Raw genomic sequence first — 17,835 nt, 5'->3', positions numbered from 1 at the left:
CGCAGGCAAGATAGACCCGAACACCCGCACCCGGCGCGATCATCCGCCCCTCAGCACCGCCAGCACCCGGCTCAACGCCAACTGGTCCACCCCGGCGCCGACACGCAATACCACCCCGTCCGGCAGCGTGATCTCGATCGTCTCCATCGCCGTCGGCGCTGCCGCCAAGCCCAACGCCGGCACAGTCCCGCTTACCACTGCCCGCGCAAAGCCCGGCACCAGCGGCGTCGCTTCGGCCAGATCGCCATCCCGATATTGCCGACGCCACGTGCTCAGTTGCCCGCTGCTGATCTCGTGCTGACGGCACAACGCCGAAACCATCACGCCGGGCGCCAGGCTCGCCTCCACAATCGCCCGCTTCATCGCCGTCGACCAACGCCGGCGCGCCCCGCGTGTGATTACCTCAACCCGCTCCTTCGAAGCACTCGTATGAAGGCTCGTACGAGCCGCTCCTATCGCCTCAACCCGATCCGCTTCAAAAATCTCAGAAATGCCGACGTCGCTCACGCCCACAAACATCGGGCCCAGTCTGCGTCACAACAACAATGCCGGTCCAACAGCGTTTACTGTTCCCGTGCAACTCGACCGCTATATGGCGATCGCCGAGCGCGGCATGCGCGAACGCTTCCGCCTGCGCGCGGCCCGGAAATCAGTCGAATACGAATGCGACCTGACGCTCCGGAATATCCAGACCCTTCGCGGCCGGTATCGCGACCTGCTGGCCAGAGAGAATCGGACCGAAGCCGATGATTGGCTCGAACCGGAGCTCATGGCTCTCGCCGCGCAGGCCGAGTGTATGCTCGAAGTGCTGAGACACTTCCTGCAGCTGCTCGACGCGCTCGACACACCAGTGTTCAATATCGAACACTCGTGACCAAGCCCCCTCACCTTTGATTATGGGTGAGGGGGCTTTTGCGTTTAGGATCGCCCTACACTGACAGTCTGGCAACCCGTGTCTCCTTCGCGCCCAGGCCCGCCATGGCAGGCTCCAAACCCAATCCTGATAGCGAACCATCCCGGCCGTCGCGCTAAAGTCCGGATCGGTGACACCCTGTCGCTCAGCGACCGCCGCGCTTTAATGGGCGGCTATGGTCCAAAGCGGACGCTCAACCATTCTCGGGGCGCCGTGCCTGACCTTATCTCGGCTTGAATCCGAAACGCACGCCCTCACCGAGAAGGCGGAGGATGCCATCCGCTTCCTCGCTCATGGGGTTGGGCAAGACGTCGATCCGAGTTTCGCTCGAAGTCGCCGGATTGGCGACATAGATCACGACATAGCGCTGACCGGAACGGGGCCGGGCAGCCTCCCGCGCGGCGCGAACCTCGGACTCTCCCATCTCGAACTGGCACCGATCACCTTGGCTGGATTTGACCTCGATGAGCCAAGTCCGCCGATCATGCTTCAGCTCAAAATCGTAGCCGAGGTCGTCGGACCACGCCTTACCCTTCTGGAGGGCGCCGAAGCGCGAGACCCACGCCTTGTCGATGTCTTGGTTGCGAAAGCGGTCCTTGAGCCAGTGATATACGACGAGTTCTCCGAGCCGCCCGATCATGTCCTTCTTGGCTTGCGGGGCCCGATCCGGCCCGGGAGGCACATCGTGCGGATTGCGGTTCGTCGGAGGTTTTTTGGTAGGTCTCTCAAGGTGGTTCAGCTCGGTCGGCGTCGTCAGACGCGCCGATTTGACATGCTTGGAGAGCCGAGCGGCGATCTCGGCCGAGATTTCCGTCCAGTCCGCATGCTCGGGGTCAACATCGCGATCGTTGACCCGAACGGACCGGGCCCTCGCGGCCCGTTCCTCCGCCTCTCGCTGAGCTTCCTTTGCGGCCGCGTCGATCGCATCGGCACCGATACCCAGTGCGTCACGATCGAGGGTGGAATCCATGCCGTCGGGCCAGATACCGAGCTTCACGCACCAAGCTATCAGCGCTGCCTCATTCATGGGCTTGAAGTCGACCGCGCCGGCCGCATCGAGCTTGGCACGAATATGCTGCTCGGCTGCCTTGGCCTCACGCCATTGGTCCGGGATACTTGAGGCTGGCCCCTTCCACCAGGCGCGCACAATGGGCGTCGCCATGGTGGCGAAGCGGCCGATTGCCGTCATGTTGGCCGATCGAACTTCGGCAAGTTCGGACAGAGCATGGGGGTTCGCACCGGCCACTGGCGCTCCCGAACTTTCGAGCCATCGCGCAACATGGCCTTCCAGAACGGCTTCCGGCACGAAATGGTAGAGCGTGAGCCAGGCTGGATCCGCTTTCATGGATCGTAAGGCGTCGCGGTGCTGAGCATAGTTTGGAGCGGGCAGGAATGTGTCGAGCGTTGGTGCGGCCGCATTGCGAAGCGCTTCCAGGATGGATGTCTCGTGGTCGACGATGTGGTTCAGGAGCTGTGAGGCATGGACCGCGGGATAGGTCAACGGCTCGCTTCCCGTGGCCGCGAGACTCTCGTTGAAGCGCGCGAAATCGAGGTCGAGAAGCTCACGAAACTGCGCCGCGGATTGGGCCTGCCCGCACGCCTTGAGCACCGCGTCGGCATCCGCAGAGGCGGCGGTGATGAGAGACATCAGCTCAGCGAGAAGACGAGCCGGGTCTGCGCCGTGCTCGGCTTCAAGCCGATCGCAATCGTTCAGAGCGTCCGGTCCCGATCCGTAGTGGATGGCGGCGCGGAGCCACGGCATTCGAAAGTCGACGCGCTCGCCGAAGAGGTTCTGGACCGACGCGACGGAGCCTTCTTCGAGCTGGAGGGTGCGGCCGAGCCGGAAAATCACATCCTCGTCGAGGCCGAGTTCGTCGATGGCTTCGCCGGCAGCGGCAAGCTCGTGGGCGAGTAGACGCATCCCATTGGCGACCGGAGATAGGTCAATCGCCTCGCAAATCGCCGGCAGACAGAGTTGGAGGCCGTTCCAGGTCAGGGGATCACCGATCCGGGTGACGACAAGGGTCTTTCGGTCCGAGCGGCGGAAGACATAGGCAGGCCGGTCACCGGGGGCCATGATCCGCTGGTCGTTGATCTCGAAGGCGACGTCTTCAGCCGCCACGAGGGCGATATTGCTGAGGCGATCGAGAACAAGCCCGCGGTCGGCGGGAAGCTGGCCAGCATCGGTGCCTCGCAACCCCTCCATCGCGACCGCGAGCATCACACGAAGCCAGGGGCATTGGTCGAGCACTGTTTCGCTGGTCTCGACGTCTTCGAGCGCCTCCTCGTCGATCTTAACGTCGTAGCGCATCGTCGACAGGCGGCTCACCTTCTTGCCGAACAAGGCTTCCGCTGCTGCGCCTACCCGAGAGCGATCGGCACCCTTGATGTCGAGAAGGAGGCCATCGATAGACGCGACAAGGCTGGGCGCAAGATCATCGTCGCTGTCCCGGACGTAGAGGGGCGCGGTCTCCTTGGCCGGGATTGTGACGGCAAGATCGGCGCGCCGACGGACCAGGATCGGCATATTCTTCGGCGCATTGCCGGTCGCTTGAGGATCCGCTGCGTGCCTGTCCGCGATAACCTTCCAGGTCGCGTTGTAGAGATTGGAGAGCTGCTGCTCGTAGTGTGGTCGAACCGTTCCAGCGGCATATTGAGATGCGAGGAAACGGGCTTGATCGAGGGCGATTGCCGGATCGTTCAGGAGCCGCAGTCGGCCATGGGTTCGCAACTTCTTTAGCGCTTCAGGCTGCCGACGGTCGATGATCCTGCCGATCGCGACCGCCACCTGCCGAAGATAGAAGGGAAAGCGCTCGTTGCTGGAGACCCAGACGTCCGACGGGCGGTAGAAGCGACGAACCGGCCCCTCGGATGATGGGTCGTCGGCGGGCAGCCATCGGCTGCTACGAATGAAGGCTCCAGCCGGCGTCGACCATGGATATTGGTCATTCGAGTAATGCTCGTGACGAAGATCGCTGTGGAGCAGTTCCTCTCCGGCGCCCGCCAGCCACTCGATCACCAGACCGGCATAGATCTCACGGCAATCGTCGGTGAAGCGCTCATGGTCGCTCTGACCTGGCAGGTGCCACAGGGCGCTCGCGAACTTGTAGTTGGTCGAATAATAGAGGCTCAGGCTCTCCTTGGTGAAAGTGCTGACGTCGCACTTCCAATCGGCGATGGCCGCGTCGCTGAGCCCCAGTGCCTTGGCGAAACCGAAGCTCGTAACCTCGTAAGCGCGGGTCAGGGGCATGGTGGGCAGAGGAAGCGCGCGCAGGCCGCACCCGACGCCCAGGCCGCGCAGAAACTCCGCCCAGAGCGCGGCCTGGCCTTTGAAGGCGCGATGGCTGGTGGGCGCGAGGAGCCGCTTTCGATAGGAGGCAAAGTCAGCAACGTCGGGCGGCGCGGCGCTGAATAGCGCATTGAGCCGCCGGCCCAGGAGTTCATCGGGCCAGGATTCCGAGAAGATGGCCTCCGTAGCGTGGCTCATTCCATCCGCTGTGGGAACGAGCAGGCGATAAGAGGAATCGACCTTGATCGACCTGGTGGTCAGAGCGCGTCGCCAGATCGCAAATGCCCAGCGGAGACCCGCCAGAGCCTCCTCGACCGAGGCGCCTGCGTTGACCACCTGGGAGATACGGGTGAGGACCGCTTCGCCGTCATAAGCAGAGACTTGGCCGCGCTCGAGAAACTCGCGCGCGGCGCGTAGCTCGCCATGCCAGGGAAGCTTGTTCGAGGCGAAAGCGAAGTGCGCCGCCAGCGGTGCAGGCACACGGAGTTGCTCGAGCGGTATCTCCGCGTTGTCGCCCGATGGCCGCGTCGCGGGCGGGAAGAAAAGGGAGGGTTCGATCTGCTCGCCCTTGCGTCGCCGACGCCGGGCACGCGGAAGTTCGCCATCGGTCTGGACGTCGCTGCGACCGGCACGGACCGTCCCGTCATCGCAGAGGATGACGGGCAAGCCAGAGAGCATCTCCGGCCCCTCTTTCATGAAGGAGGGCAGATCCCGGTAGAAGTCGGTCCACTGGCTCGTCGCAGGGCGCTTTCCGGCGCGCAGGGTGCCGGCGATCTCCGCCGCAATCCGCGCACACTCGATGGGGGCCAGCCGGTCGCGAAACAGATTCGGTGCGTGCTGCCGAAGGAATGGCGTCAGACGACCGATGCGCTCGGGCTTGAGTTCGGGCAGGAGCGGCGCGATCGGCGGGGAGATAGCCGCACCGTGCCTCGCGACCGCCGAGAGATCGAAGGTCGGCGATGCCTCGAAGGTGGCGCGCACCTCCCTGGGATGGCGCCAACCGACCGAGAGCAAACCGCCTAGCATCACAGCGCATGGGATCACCGGCGCAGAGCCGAACTCCTGTCCGCTGAGGCGCGCGATCTCCGTGGCCGAGAGGGCGGGCAAATTGAGCCGATCGCCCGGGCCCTTCGCTGCGGTCAGGCTGGATGGGTTGCTCCATACGAGGAGATCGACAGATGCCTTCGCCCGGGCAACCGCCGTGAGGGCCGCATGGCTGCGGCCGGCATCGCGGTCCGCCAACCAAAGCACGCTCGCCGCAGCGAGTGTGACCGCCTGGGTCAGGAGCAGACGATTGAGCGCGACGCCGGCATCGAGGGCTTTGCGGTTCGAGGAAGGAAAGAAGCTGCCGTGAAGGTGGCCCTGGAAAGGCGCGTTTGCGCCCTCCCCCATTGGCAGGAATGTGTAGAGGCGAGGCGATGAAATCTCGTGATCGAGAGGCACTGCCAGGCCGACCTCACCGACGCCCGACCAGCCCTTCCAACTGCTATGAAGCTGCTTCGCCTTGACGCCATCGTCGACGGCCCGCCGCATGAGCGCTTCCGGCGCATGATCGCGGACGAGCAGCCAATGTGCACCGCTCAGCGTAACGATCGACGCGGCGATCGGCGCGGATGCAATCGACTTTTCATGTCGCTTGAGTGTGAACGCGGAGAAGGTCTCGCCGGCGCGGTTCCGAACCTTGGCGTTGAGCATTTCGAGACGATCGAGGAAGAGGAGCAGTGGAGCGGAATCGTCGTTCAAAGCCCTGACCTCGTCCCGTGCCGTCTGCAGAGAATCTGAATCTCGAAGCGGGAGCCGAATGACGGAAGAGAAGCCACGCACGGCATAGTCAGCGATGACCTCGGGCTGAGTGCCGAGGGCGATTGGCAGGAAGAACATCGGCAGGTCGGATTGCGCGAAGGCAAGAACCGTTGGGTCCTCGATCCGGGAACTCAGGTCTTTGGACTGCGCGAAGGTGAAGCAATAACCCTCGAACGTGGCTGCGCCGAACGCCTCGGGTGCCTGGGAGTATATTTCTGGCGAATCGCAGACATGGCTGACGCTCCGGAAGCCGAGGCCCTTGTTGCCGATCGATTCCCCGGGCGGCTTGGTGGACATGCCGATGCGCGAGAGCGCGACTACATTGTCGTGGCTGAACGGCTTTCCGAAGTTCGCAACATAGAGCGTGCCGAAGTCGCCCTCGTCTTCGACCAGGAGAACATCGATCTGGCCATCACGTTGGCCGCGTTCATGGGCATCGTTGGCGTTCTGGACGAGCTCAATAAGGAACCTACCATGATAATCGGCCGCCGCGTGTTCAGCGACGCTTTTATTCTGGGCGTAGACGTCGTCGAGGTAGACGCCGGCGACAATGTTAATCGTTCCGCCAAACGCCTGCAGCTTGCCATCCGCAATACGATCGATCCGTTCGGCAGGCGTCAGAGCATCGTCTTGCTCCGTCGATGCTGTGGGAGATGTAAGATCATCTACGTTCGCCAAGCCGCCCCCAAGTGACAAAGTTATATTACCTGTTCAATTGCTAGCCCAACCCGATTTTCGGGGATAGCATTTGACGATGCTAGTGCATTGACGCTTTCATAAGATTCACGTTTTTGGCATGACATGCGAATCTCGTGGCATGGCCCAAACTGTCAATGTCATCGTCCCTGTGGAAGATCGCGAGCGACTGCTCGCCATTATCGGCGACCGAAATCGCCCGCTGAAGCATGTCCAGCGGGCGAAGATCGTCTTGTTCTCGGCTGAACGCTTACCGGTGGTTGAAGTGGCACGCCAAGCTGGCCTCAGTCGTCCCGCAGTATGGCGCTGGCAACAAAGATACGGCGAGCAAGGCGTTGATGGGCTCTTGCACGACAAGACGCGCAAACCCGGCAAGACGCCGCTGTCCGCCAAGACCATCGCGAAAGTGCTGGAGCTGACCTGTTCGGAACCGCCCGGAGAGGCCACCCATTGGACCGGCCGCGCGATGGCCAAGGCGTTCAACATTTCGCTTCGAGCCGTCCAGCGCCTGTGGGCGGCTCATCGTCTTCAACCCCACCGCCCGCGCACGTTCAAACGCTCCAACGATCCCAAATTGGCCGAGAAGGTCGAGGACGTCGTTGGCCTTTACATGAACCCGCCGGCTCACGCCGTCGTCGTCTCCATCGACGAGAAAAGCCAGATCCAAGCGCTCGACCGCACTCAGCCGGGCTTGCCGCTCAAGCCGGGAAAATGCGGAACGATGACCCATGACTACAAGCGTAACGGCACGACGACGCTCTTTGCCGCGTTGAATATTCTTGATGGGACGATCATCGGACGCTGCATGAAGCAGCATCGGCATCAGGAATTCATTCGCTTTCTCAACGCCGTCGAACGGAATGTGCCGGCCGGCAAAGTCATCCACGCCATCGTCGACAATTACGCTGCCCACAAATATTCCACGGTCCTCGAATGGCTTGCGAACCACCCGGATGGACGTTCCATTTCACGCCCACCTCAGCGTCGGGGCTCAACGCCGTCGAAGGATTTTTCTCGATCATCACCCGCCGCAAAATCCGCCGATCCGTCTTCAAATCCGTCGCCGATCTCGAAGACGCCATCAAGCGCTACATCAAGGCGCACAACAAGAATTCCAAGCCATTCCTCTGGACCGCAACCACAGCCTCAATCTTCAAAAAGCTCGCTCAGATCCCTGAACCATCCGAATGAGTCAATCCACTAGAGCCCGGTCCGGGGCAATCGGACGCGCCTCAAGGCTTCTTTAGCTCTCGCCGGAAAGGACTTCCCAGATTTTTCGGTAACCCACGCCGTTAAGGACGGCATCCGCCGGCTTGGCGCGGTCCCAGTCGCGAGAGGACAACTCTTTCAGGAAGCTGCGAGCCTTACCTACGGAGTAGCGAGAGTCGTCATTCTCGGAGAGGGTCCTGTAAAGAGCCCCAAGGCGTTCGGCCGCGCTTCGCGGCACGGAATTCATCCGCATCAGAACCGCATCCTCACTGCTCACGCCGTGGTAGATCATGGCCGGAAGGGTGTTGATGCGCCGCTTCTCGGCTTCCGACATGTTGTCGAAATCGAGACCGGAAACGCGGCTCAGCGCTGAAATGCCCCACGTCCCGTTATTAACGATGGTCCGGTAGATGGCCTTGCAGGCGTTTGTGAATGCTTCGGTATCGGCTGCCTGCTCGTCGCCGGCGAAGTAAGAGCGGGCAATCTCTTGAAGGGGAACACCACTTACCCAATCACGCGTGATATTTGAAAGGTGCGCGTGATCGAAACCTTCGCCCCCGATCTCTTCCAGCTGCTTTGAAAGCTGCGGCACCTTGAGCATCACGCCAAACAGGTCCGCCATCTTACCCGCATCGCCAAAGAGGCTTGTCGGCGCCCAGTCTGCCGGAGTGAGGCGCTCTTCAAGATTGCGGAGTTCTACCTGCGCTCTACGGACGCCCTCCGGCGAAAAGCCGGTCGCGTCGGCAAGCTCTGCGACGCCCGGCTGGTTCGCCAGCTGCCGGGCATAGGCTTTGGTTGCGTCTAGAAGCGCATCTGCCTTTGCCCGCTGCGCCGGATCGTTGCGCAGCGTCGTGTAGCCGTAGGTCTGACGAAGCAACTGCTCGGAATCTGCAAGGACCGCGTCGAGGTTTTTCTTTTCTACCCACAAATGAGCGATGTAGCAGCGAAAATCCTCCCACTGATTCTGCCACAAGACCGATTGCAGATCAGCGAGCTGCCCGTGCTCGGCGAGTTCATCGAGAAGGGCGACCAACCGCGAAACCAGTGCGCCTGTCGCCCGGCTCAGGAAGTCGATCTTTCTTTGGCGTTCAGTGCCTTCTGCAAGCCCAATGACTCCGAGGCTGTCATGGCCGATACGGCCCGCGCGGCCGGCAAGGTTCCAAAACTCCCGCGGCGCCATCTCCACGCCGTAGGGGAGGAGGTGCGATGCCAGGAACACTGACGAGACGGGAAAATTGATGCCTTGCGCGATCGTTTGGGTGGCGCAGAGCACCTTCAGATGACCTGCTTCCGCCAGCCATTCCATAAGGGTCCGGACTTCGTCGGAAAGACCAGCGTGGTGAACGCCGACGCCGTGGTCGAGCATCTCGATCAGCTCGAACTGGGGGCTGATTTCGGTTCTTAGGAAGTTCTGGACGAGCTGCACGTCGTCCGGCGTGCTTTCGTATGCAGTGATCGCCCCGGCCGCTTCGCGCGCCATTGTCCAGACAGTGTTGATGTTGTTGGCAACTGCGACACTCGTCCCGCGGCTCGAGAGAACCGCTGCCATCGCAGCGGTCTGGAGCCCCAAGCCCTGCTGTTGTCCGTTTGATAGCACCTTGCTCTTCGGCACGTTGACGGGGCGGCAATGCCCTGCCCGGTGCGTGCCGCGCAGCTTCATCGTCTTCTCAGTAACGGAGAGCGTTTCGTATTCGAGACGCCAGCCCGCCCTCTGGCTATCATCGTCCACCGCCCGGTAGAGACCGACAATGCGCTCGTTCGGCTTCCACGCCGTTGTACTGAAACTTATCGATTTGCCCGCGCTGACATCCTGCGCGAGCCATCTCGCGATTGCATCGCTGCTCTCGACGAACGGCATCAGCAGTAGGAAATTCGCGCGCGGGCAGTCCCGCTTGATTGTCGCAAGCAGGAGCTCGATCCGAAGGCCGCGCGTCTCCGTCTCCAGATTGTGCGCTTCGTCCATTACGATGAGCGCAAGCGGACGGGATACCTTCTTGTTTCGGATCACAAGCGACAACTTCTCCGGCGTCGCAACCAGAACCCCGAACGGCTTTTCCTGGTCGGTGAGAAGCTCCTCCTCGAACGCGTCCACCTCGATCGCGCCCGTGAGCTGCTCCACCCGGATGTCAATCGGCTCGAAATCGCGACGCAGGCGCCTCGTGATCTGCGCAGAAAGCGCCCTCGTAGGTGCTACATAAGCGATCCAGCCCTTCTCGGCGTCAAACTGGTTGAGTGCCTGCAGAATCCTGAACTGCGCAAGGAGCGTCTTGCCGCCTGAGGTCGGCATATCGACCACAATAGCGGTCTTAGCCTGATCGAGCAGGCCCTGCTCCGCAAGCGCGGCGCGCTGTGGCGGCAGCAGCTCGAACATCGGCTGGTGCTCGCGGCGGGTCAGCGCCCGGACGAAGTCGGTCACGCGGGAATTGACTGTCCGGGTGCTCCACCACAGCGAGCTCGTGACCATCATGCGGCTCGCCGCATGCAGCCACCGCAAGATTACCTCGTGCTGGGCATCGCCTGACGCAGCCGCGGCCCTGACGCCTGCATCGAAATGCTTGTCGAGCTGCGCGAATACCGTCTGCGTCCCGCCTTGCGAAATGTACTCGGCAAGAATTTCGGTCGCTTTCGCCCAATGGTAAAGCGCGACAAGGCGCAAGGCGAGCGCACGATCCGAAGCCTCCGTGCCATTACGGAGACTTTGGGCCTCATGGGTCTTCTGGTCCTCGCGTAGCCCCGCAACGATCTCATGGATGCCGTGGAGGTCATCCCAGCCATCCTTCCGGAACAGCCGAACCCAGCACTCGAATATCCGGAACAGAAGACGCTGGTCCCAGGGAACACCTGCTATGGATGGAGAACGCAGGCAGCCCTTGTTCTCGGCATACCAGCGCCGCAAATCCGACCAGCGATCACCGCAGTAGGCCAGCGCGGAGATATGCAGCACGTGGAAGATGCGCTCATGCGTGTCTTCCGGCACGGGGATCAGCCGGCGGATATCAAACGCCTTGTAGGCTGCCGCAGAGGACTGGTCTCGTAGCGCCGCGCTGCCGCCAGCCGGCCGGCTGAGGGCATCCAGCCCCTCAATGGCCGCCATCTCATAGGCGAGCGCCACGCGGTCCAGCAGCGCGTCGTCACCGCCATTCTGCTCGAAGCTGAACTCGATTTGCTTGCCGACTGCGCGTCTGGCGAGCCGCTCGTTCGCGACATTCGAAGCGCGCTCCCTGTCATTCGCGCTGACGGCCTCGAGTGCCCAGTGCGCGTGCAGAGCCTCTACGGCTGCGGAGGAAACGGTCATGCGCTCCCTCCTCTTCGCGTCGTAAGGGCGTTGGCGGCCAGATGCGCGACGCTCCCGGCAGGCAGGTAGATCGCCAGCAGCTCGATCCCCATTCCCTTGGGACAGTCTACTGCCAGCTTGTCAACGCGGACCCGTACATCATCTTCATGCGGTTCGACATCCCGGATCAACACGCCGAATAGCTGAACGTCAGAGGTGTTCGCAAGGTAGCGTTTGCTCGCTGCCTCATAGCGCGGCCGCCAAGCGGCCGTTCCGGCCCGGTGCCCAAGATACTTTACAAGATCACGGCGGATTTTGACCTGGTCCCGTAAATCCTCCAGCTGCTGCTTCAGGCCGGTACGGCCGTACATGGCCTGCGGCGGGTACTTGTTCTCCGCCGACGTCTTCACCTCCCCGAACGCAAAGCGGTCGCCCTCGTCATCCGCCTGGAAGCCGACGAGATCGGCGCCCGGCAGGCTTGAGCCGCTTTTCCGCTCGTCGCGGCCATCGGGCCACGGGAACGTGCAACTGCGATGATCACTCAGCCACGTTTCCGCTATCGCCTCGCCGACGCGCCAGTCCTCGATCTCATCCGGATCGGCAAGGACGCGGGCGAGCTCCGTGTGCTCGAACTCCGTCTCGGCGACGCCGGCAAGGATCACCGCAATGTCGGCCGTACCCTCATCATCGAACACGACATCCGCAACCGGACCGGTGATAGCCGCGTTCAGTTCCGCACCCGACCAGGTGCGTCCTGCACCGATGCAGGGGCTCGCGCCGCGCGCATAACATTGCTTGCCCTCTGCGATCATTCCGCCCCCTTGCCGAGAGCGATAATGCCGCGCAACTCCTCGTCAGGCGCCACGAATTCCTGCTCACGTGCCTCCTGATAGCAGATCCACCGAAACCCGCCATTCTCCACACGGTTAAAGACGTAAAAGCTGGATTCCTGCGGCTGCTGGGGCGCTCCAAGCCGGAACAACGGAAGTGCCCGGCACATCGTGCGGCCATTGATTCCCCAGAAAGCCAGCGCGCCAGACTTCACCGGCCTGTCGAGTTCGACCTGCCTTGCTTTGAATGTCGGGTCGCTCCCCGATAGCAGATCGACCTTGTATCGAAGGCCGGTATCCGTCACTTCGGCCATACCCGGCCGGACCAGCTGGACCGAGCGCAGCAATGAGGATGTCGCCTCGTAAAGATTGCGCACCTGCTGCTGCAGTTCGTGGTCTAGGCGCTCGGCATCACTCACCTTCAGATGGCCGCCGTGGCCTTTCCAGCTGTTTCGGAAGCGGCGTGCGACATCGAGAAATTCAGTGGCTTTACCAAGGCCGCCAAGTGTGCTTGCAACCTGCACCAGCTCGGGGCCGCCGGTCTCGATCGCGACCGCCCTCAGCTCCTTGTCGCTCGCGATGCGCGCCGTATCTTTCAGGCTTGCCCCGGCAAGGCCGATCCAGAACCCGAAATCCGTCCGTTCGATGCCTGCGCTGCCGGCAGGATGAAGCCATTTTGCAAGCACGTCTGGCCAGTCCCGCCGTAATGCTTTGGCGTGGCTGGCACCGACGGCGGCGAGGTAAACAGCGAACATCTCAAAGAAATGAAGCAGCGTCTCAAGCCGCTCCTTCGGCTCAGTAGCGACTTGGTAACGCCGGTAAATCGTGGCCAGCGGGTAAGGAAGCTCGCGCCACCAGTCGGCAATCCGCTGTTCAATATCGAGTACGGCCTTGAGAGCATCGACCCGTTCGGCCGTCTCGGCAAGAGCGGTCCAGTCCTGCTCGAGCGCAGCCTGCATGTCGCGAAAGGCAGCCTGCAAAAGGCCGATGTCACTGTCGATCCGCGCAATCCGCTCCTGCGTTGCGAGGTCCGGAACTGCCAGCTCAAGAGAAAGAAGCGCGTCAACACCAGCGCGCTGGATGGTAGCGCCGCTCGCAATCCCGCTCCGTAGCTGCCGGCCATACGGGCTGTTCAACAGCTGCGCGAGAAAGCGCGGGTTCGCCTGCTTGCCGTCGATGATGAGGCGATAAACCGAACGTGGCTTGACCGTCTGCTCTTCGAGATCAGCCGTGACGCGGCTACCGGCATATTCCGGTACGAAGAGCAGCGCAGTTCCCCTGAAATCATCCAGCAGCGGACGGTCCGCGCGCTCCACACGCGTATCGGCAAGCAGCGCGCGGATCGTCTTCAGCTCGTGCCGCCCCCGCGGCGTGAGGTTACGGATAAGGCGCTCACGCTCAAGATGCATGAAGCTGCGCGGATCATCGGCGGTAAGCCACGCCCAAACGGCGCCGGGCTTTTTGACCGGGCCTGCCTTCAGTGCCGAGATGATCGAGGCCACGTCTTCCGGTGCGCGCAGCGCGCCGACGAGCTTTTGTTTCTGCTCACGGCGGCTGAAGACGATCAGCGTGCCCTCGATATGGGCGCCCGCTAGCGCGCCGGGAGCCAGGTCGATCACGGCGGCAACATGCAGCCCCAGCTGCGACAATGCCGGAAAGGTGCCGCGCGCGCCGCGGCTGAACAGGACGCCGCGACCCGTTATCCAGCAAAGGACGCCATCATCGGCAAGTGCCGGCGCAAGGCCGGGGACGACCTCGCTGCCAAACCCGTCACCGCCCTTGGTCCGTATGCCGATCGGCGGCGCGCAGATGATCGCGTCGAACCGCTTATCGGCGGGGATCACGGGCATGCCCGACGAAACAGTAGCAGGGGTATCCGCCAGGAGGATGCTCAGCGCCTCGGCGAGCTCGGCGTCCCGCGCGAATACCGAAAGCTCAGAACGGCCCGTTTCTGCAAGCTCTGCAGCCATTAGTCTGTTATCGGCCGTGTACTCCAGCACACGGGACGCCTTCTGACCCGCTGCCAGCGAGCAAACGAGAGAGGCAAGTGCCCCCTCGAGCGCGCCATCTGCACTACCGTAATAGGGACACGCATGCTTGCGCACGGCAGTGAGGGCTTCGGTCAGACCTAGTCCCGCCTCCCGTGCGTGCCGTGCGATCTCAACCGCGTTCTGAACGCGGCCGGAACTACGCGCTGCGTCAAGCGCAGCAAAGAGCTTTCTTTGGGCGGTCTCGCCGTTCATACGAGTCCCCCGCCTACGGCCTGGCCTCGCGCGTTTCCTGTCTTGGCTGACATAGATTTCACGAACGTAGCGCCCGAGATAACCCCTTTGGGCATAATGCCCAAAGGGGCTTCTATGGGCAAGCAGGCATGTCAGTCCGGGCCGGTGTGAACGGTCCGTGACCAAGACCGCCTTCGGGCGCTGCGCGATGCCGAGACCAGTTCAGCAAACAAGTTCGGCCTCGGGGCACTCCAACCTTCATCATCGGAACCCGAGCCCGCAACGGCGCATTGGACAGGCAGGCGCTGCTCAACGTAATTGCCGCAGCGCGTCAGAGCTGAGCACGGAAAGTGGCGGACAAACTAGCCAGTCAGTGATGACGGACTTCCCTACGGCAGCTATCAGCAACGTATAATTACCGTTGAACGTTGGATATGGGGGCGGGCACTGAACGTCCGCTTATCGAATCTCAACGCCGATATCGGATATTGCGGTTTCGGCCCTTCTATCATGGGCGGACAATTGAACGGGGGCTGGCGGCAGTGCCGTCCAGCCTTCTGCACCGACATAATTTTGAAGCCCTCGCAGCCGCAGGACGTCAGCGTACTGCCGAGAATGCCGTAGGCACGAGGATCTGATTGGTGATACTGGCCACGATCTGACCGTTCTTCTCGGTTTCGGCGCGCTTCGCCAGCCATTCGGGATCAGCCTGGAAAGCGGTCCATTTGCTCTCTCGCTCAGCGAGGGATTCCCACGCCAGCAGATAGGTGAGATCCATGTTGGATTCTCCGACGAGCGTCGTCCAGAACCCTGCCTGCCGAATGCCGTGTCTATCCCACAATCCGAGTGTCACAGTCTCGAACCGCTTCAGAAGATCAGGAAGTCGCCCCGGCATACAGTGATAGATGCGGAGTTCGTGGATCATGGTTTCTATTCCTGAAGATATATCGACGCGGAGGATGCTAGCCCCGGTCCCCCACCCCAGCAAGTCGGAAGGATTGGATCATCCGGTGTCGTGATCGGCGGGCGGAGCCGTGAACGGCGACTTCATTGCGGTGTTGGACCTTGGGTGGGCGGCCTGCGGTCGGAATTGATTGGTCTGGATTCCGGCGCGCAATCCGCGGAAAGCTTGACATTGGGGGCCGCGGTCTCAAACGATAGGTGCTCACTCCTGATCAGAGCCAGAGCGATGACCAACGCCCGAGTCGCCTTATACGCCCGCTTTTCGAGTGACCTTCAGAGTGCGGCGTCGATCGAGGACCAGCTGCGTGTGTGCCGGGAACATGCGGAGCGGCAGGGCTGGCGGGTGGTGGATAGCTACGCCGACCGGGCCATTTCCGGGGCTTCCCTGCTCCGGCCTGGCATCCAGGAACTGATGGCCGACGCGGGCCGCGGCCGGTTCGACATCGTGCTGGCCGAGGCAATGGACCGGTTGTCGCGCGACCAGGAGGACATCGCCGCGCTGTTCAAGCGCCTGCGCTTTGCCGGGGCCTCGATCGTGACCCTTGCCGAAGGCGAGATCGGCGAGATGCATATCGGCCTCAAGGGCACGATGAACGCGCTGTTCCTGAAGGACCTCGCCGACAAGACGCGCCGGGGCCTGAGAGGCAGGGTCGAAGCAGGACGCTCCGGCGGTGGCAACTCATATGGATATGACGTGGTCCGCGAGTTCGGCGCCGATGGCGCGGCGAAGACCGGCGAACGGACGATCAACGGAGCACAAGCCGAGGTGGTGCGCCGGATCTTCCGGGAATTTGCTCATGGCAAATCACCGCGCGCGATCGCCGTCCAGCTGAACAAGGAGAAGATTCCGGGGCCGCGCGGTGAAGGCTGGAGCCAGAGCACGATCAACGGCAACCCCGAACGCGGCACGGGTATCCTGAACAACGAACTTTATATCGGGCGCCTGGTGTGGAACCGGCTGCATTACATAAAGGATCCGGCCACCGGGAAGCGGGTCTCACGGCTGAACGATCCCGGCAAATGGGTGATCACCGAGATCCCCGAGCTGAGGATCATCCACGACGAGCTTTGGGCCGCGGTCAAGGAGCGACAGGGCAACATGCGCAAGGTCACCCGCCCGGACATGGCCGGGGAACCGAGTGCCCGCCGCGCCTCAACGGGAGCAGAATTCTGGCGCCACCAGCGGCCCAAACACCTTCTCACCGGCCTGATGCGGTGCGGTGTGTGCGGTGGCGCCTACAGCAAGATCAGCGCGACATTGTTCGGTTGCGCAGCGGCGCGGAACAAGGGCACCTGCGACAACCGGCTGAATATTCGCGGCGACCGTCTCGAAGCCATCGTGCTGGACGGGCTGCGCCACCGGCTGATGGATCCTGCTCTGTTCAGGGAATTCACCGAGGCGTTCGTCGCCGAGCAGAATGCCGCCAGCGCGCAGAGGCGGGCGCATTTCACGGGGATGCGGGAGGAGCTCAAACGCATCGAACACCGCAAGGCCCGGATCATCGATGCGATCGCCGAGGGCATGCCGGCGTCCAGCCTGCGCGACGAGATGATCCGGATCGAGGCCCGCAAGGCCGAACTGACCGATCTTCTCGCCCGCGAGACCGCGCCCGAACCTTCGCTTCATCCCGCGATGGCCGAACTCTACCGCGAGGCGGTCGCCAACCTGCACGAGGCGCTGCAGGATCCGACCACGAAGGACGAGGCATTTTCCATTATCCGCACGCTGATCGAGGCGGTGATCCTGGTTCCGGAGGGCGCGGAACTGAAGGTTGAACTCCGGGGCGCGCTGGCGGGGATACTGCGTCTTGCGTCTGGTGGCGGGAACGACAAAAGCCCCGGCGCGTGTGCATCGGGGCTTGGTTCTGTTTCTGTTCTGGAGGCGCAAATCAAGGTGGTTGCGGGGACAGGATTTGAACCTGTGACCTTCAGGTTATGAGCCTGACGAGCTACCGGGCTGCTCCACCCCGCGGTGGATGAGGTTACGATAGGCTGGAGGACCTGGCGGCGACCTACTCTCCCGTGCCTTGAGGCACAGTACCATGGGCGCTGGGGATTTTCACGGCCGAGTTCGGGATGGGATCGGGTGCAGGCTCCCCGCAATGGCCACCAGGTCGTCCAGCCTATCGTTGTTTCTGGGCTGGTGTGGATTTGGCGTGTTGTGTGAGTTGTGTTGGTGTTTGTGCATGGTGGGGGTGGTTGAGATATTCAAGTTCTATCGGGTGATTAGTACCGGTTAGCTGAGCGCGTTACCGCGCTTATACACCCGGCCTATCAACGTGATGGTCTGTCACGACCCTCGGGGAGACCTAGTTTTGAGGTGGGTTTCCCGCTTAGATGCTTTCAGCGGTTATCCCGTCCATACTTAGCTACTCGGCTGTGCCACTGGCGTGACAACCGATGCACCAGAGGTATGTTCATCCCGGTCCTCTCGTACTAGGGACAAATCCTCTCAAGTCTCCAACACCCACGGCAGATAGGGACCGAACTGTCTCACGACGTTCTAAACCCAGCTCACGTACCACTTTAATCGGCGAACAGCCGAACCCTTGGGACCTGCTCCAGCCCCAGGATGTGATGAGCCGACATCGAGGTGCCAAACCTCCCCGTCGATGTGGACTCTTGGGGGAGATCAG

8 protein-coding genes, 1 tRNA gene, 2 rRNA genes and 1 pseudogene are annotated in these 17,835 nt (G+C 62.2%); 3 read left to right on the top strand and 9 right to left on the bottom strand.

The features are described 5' to 3' along the window. Window positions 1-39 precede the first annotated feature (39 nt). Entirely contained in the window at window positions 40-507 is a 468-nt protein-coding gene (gene tnpA, locus RT91_RS07300; RefSeq protein ID WP_160321848.1) for an IS66-like element accessory protein TnpA, read from the bottom strand. An 85-nt stretch (window positions 508-592) separates the two neighbouring features. Between tnpA and RT91_RS07295 the strand changes: the two genes are divergently transcribed. Then, entirely contained in the window at window positions 593-874 is a 282-nt protein-coding gene (locus RT91_RS07295) for a hypothetical protein (protein WP_055726012.1), read from the top strand. A 262-nt stretch (window positions 875-1,136) separates the two neighbouring features. Here RT91_RS07295 and RT91_RS07290 read toward each other — a convergent pair whose 3' ends face one another. Then, window positions 1,137-6,683 (bottom strand): sacsin N-terminal ATP-binding-like domain-containing protein, encoded by a 5,547-nt coding sequence (locus tag RT91_RS07290; protein ID WP_051788215.1) that lies wholly within the window; start codon window positions 6,681-6,683, stop codon window positions 1,137-1,139. A 139-nt stretch (window positions 6,684-6,822) separates the two neighbouring features. Between RT91_RS07290 and RT91_RS07285 the strand changes: the two are divergent. Then, window positions 6,823-7,892: pseudogene (locus RT91_RS07285) on the top strand (IS630 family transposase). Between the two features lie 52 nt (window positions 7,893-7,944). Here the strand turns inward: RT91_RS07285 and RT91_RS07280 are convergent. From RT91_RS07280 to RT91_RS07265, 4 genes are all read right to left on the bottom strand, one after another. Next, window positions 7,945-11,205, bottom strand: coding sequence for a DEAD/DEAH box helicase (locus tag RT91_RS07280; protein ID WP_035186469.1), 3,261 nt, complete (start codon window positions 11,203-11,205; stop codon window positions 7,945-7,947). Continuing rightward, window positions 11,202-11,996, bottom strand: coding sequence for a hypothetical protein (locus tag RT91_RS07275; RefSeq protein WP_035186468.1), 795 nt, complete (start codon window positions 11,994-11,996; stop codon window positions 11,202-11,204). Before RT91_RS07275 ends, RT91_RS07280 begins: the two co-directional genes overlap by 4 nt. Further along, entirely contained in the window at window positions 11,993-14,257 is a 2,265-nt protein-coding gene (locus tag RT91_RS07270; RefSeq protein ID WP_051788212.1) for a restriction endonuclease subunit S, read from the bottom strand. The genes RT91_RS07275 and RT91_RS07270 overlap by 4 nt, the downstream gene beginning before the upstream one ends. Window positions 14,258-14,834: 577 nt before the next feature. Next, the gene (locus tag RT91_RS07265) at window positions 14,835-15,161 is read right to left on the bottom strand and encodes an NIPSNAP family protein (protein WP_035186457.1); all 327 of its coding nucleotides are present in this window, start codon (window positions 15,159-15,161) and stop codon (window positions 14,835-14,837) included. A 264-nt stretch (window positions 15,162-15,425) separates the two neighbouring features. On the opposite strand from RT91_RS07265, the gene RT91_RS20415 reads away from it, so the two are divergent. Continuing rightward, complete coding sequence (locus RT91_RS20415; RefSeq protein WP_082468560.1) at window positions 15,426-17,138, top strand: recombinase family protein; 1,713 nt, start codon at window positions 15,426-15,428, stop codon at window positions 17,136-17,138. Here RT91_RS20415 and RT91_RS07250 read toward each other — a convergent pair. The 3 genes from RT91_RS07250 to RT91_RS07240 all read right to left on the bottom strand — a co-directional run. Then, window positions 17,095-17,171, bottom strand: a tRNA-Met gene (locus RT91_RS07250). The two genes, RT91_RS20415 and RT91_RS07250, sit on opposite strands and share 44 nt — an antisense overlap. A gap of 27 nt (window positions 17,172-17,198) precedes the next feature. Further along, window positions 17,199-17,313: ribosomal RNA gene (rrf, locus tag RT91_RS07245) — 5S ribosomal RNA — on the bottom strand. 90 nt (window positions 17,314-17,403) lie between these two features. Beyond that, window positions 17,404-17,835, bottom strand: a 23S ribosomal RNA gene (locus tag RT91_RS07240); the annotation flags it as partial.

Source organism: Acidiphilium sp. JA12-A1, from assembly GCF_000724705.2.
GTDB lineage: Bacteria > Pseudomonadota > Alphaproteobacteria > Acetobacterales > Acetobacteraceae > Acidiphilium > Acidiphilium multivorum.
The sequence above is the reverse complement of the archived record's forward strand: the minus strand, read 5'-3'. Positions and strand labels throughout refer to the sequence as shown.

What these genes read in the sequence shown, in the direction of transcription:
- RT91_RS07295 (WP_055726012.1), top strand. Translation starts at nt 593, where the DNA reads ATGGCGATCGCCGAGCGCGGCATGCGCGAACGCTTCCGCCTGCGCGCG.
- RT91_RS07280 (WP_035186469.1), bottom strand. Translation starts at nt 11,205, where the DNA reads ATGACCGTTTCCTCCGCAGCCGTAGAGGCTCTGCACGCGCACTGGGCA.
- RT91_RS07275 (WP_035186468.1), bottom strand. Translation starts at nt 11,996, where the DNA reads ATGATCGCAGAGGGCAAGCAATGTTATGCGCGCGGCGCGAGCCCCTGC.
- RT91_RS07270 (WP_051788212.1), bottom strand. Translation starts at nt 14,257, where the DNA reads ATGAACGGCGAGACCGCCCAAAGAAAGCTCTTTGCTGCGCTTGACGCA.
- RT91_RS07265 (WP_035186457.1), bottom strand. Translation starts at nt 15,161, where the DNA reads ATGATCCACGAACTCCGCATCTATCACTGTATGCCGGGGCGACTTCCT.
- RT91_RS20415 (WP_082468560.1), top strand. Translation starts at nt 15,426, where the DNA reads ATGACCAACGCCCGAGTCGCCTTATACGCCCGCTTTTCGAGTGACCTT.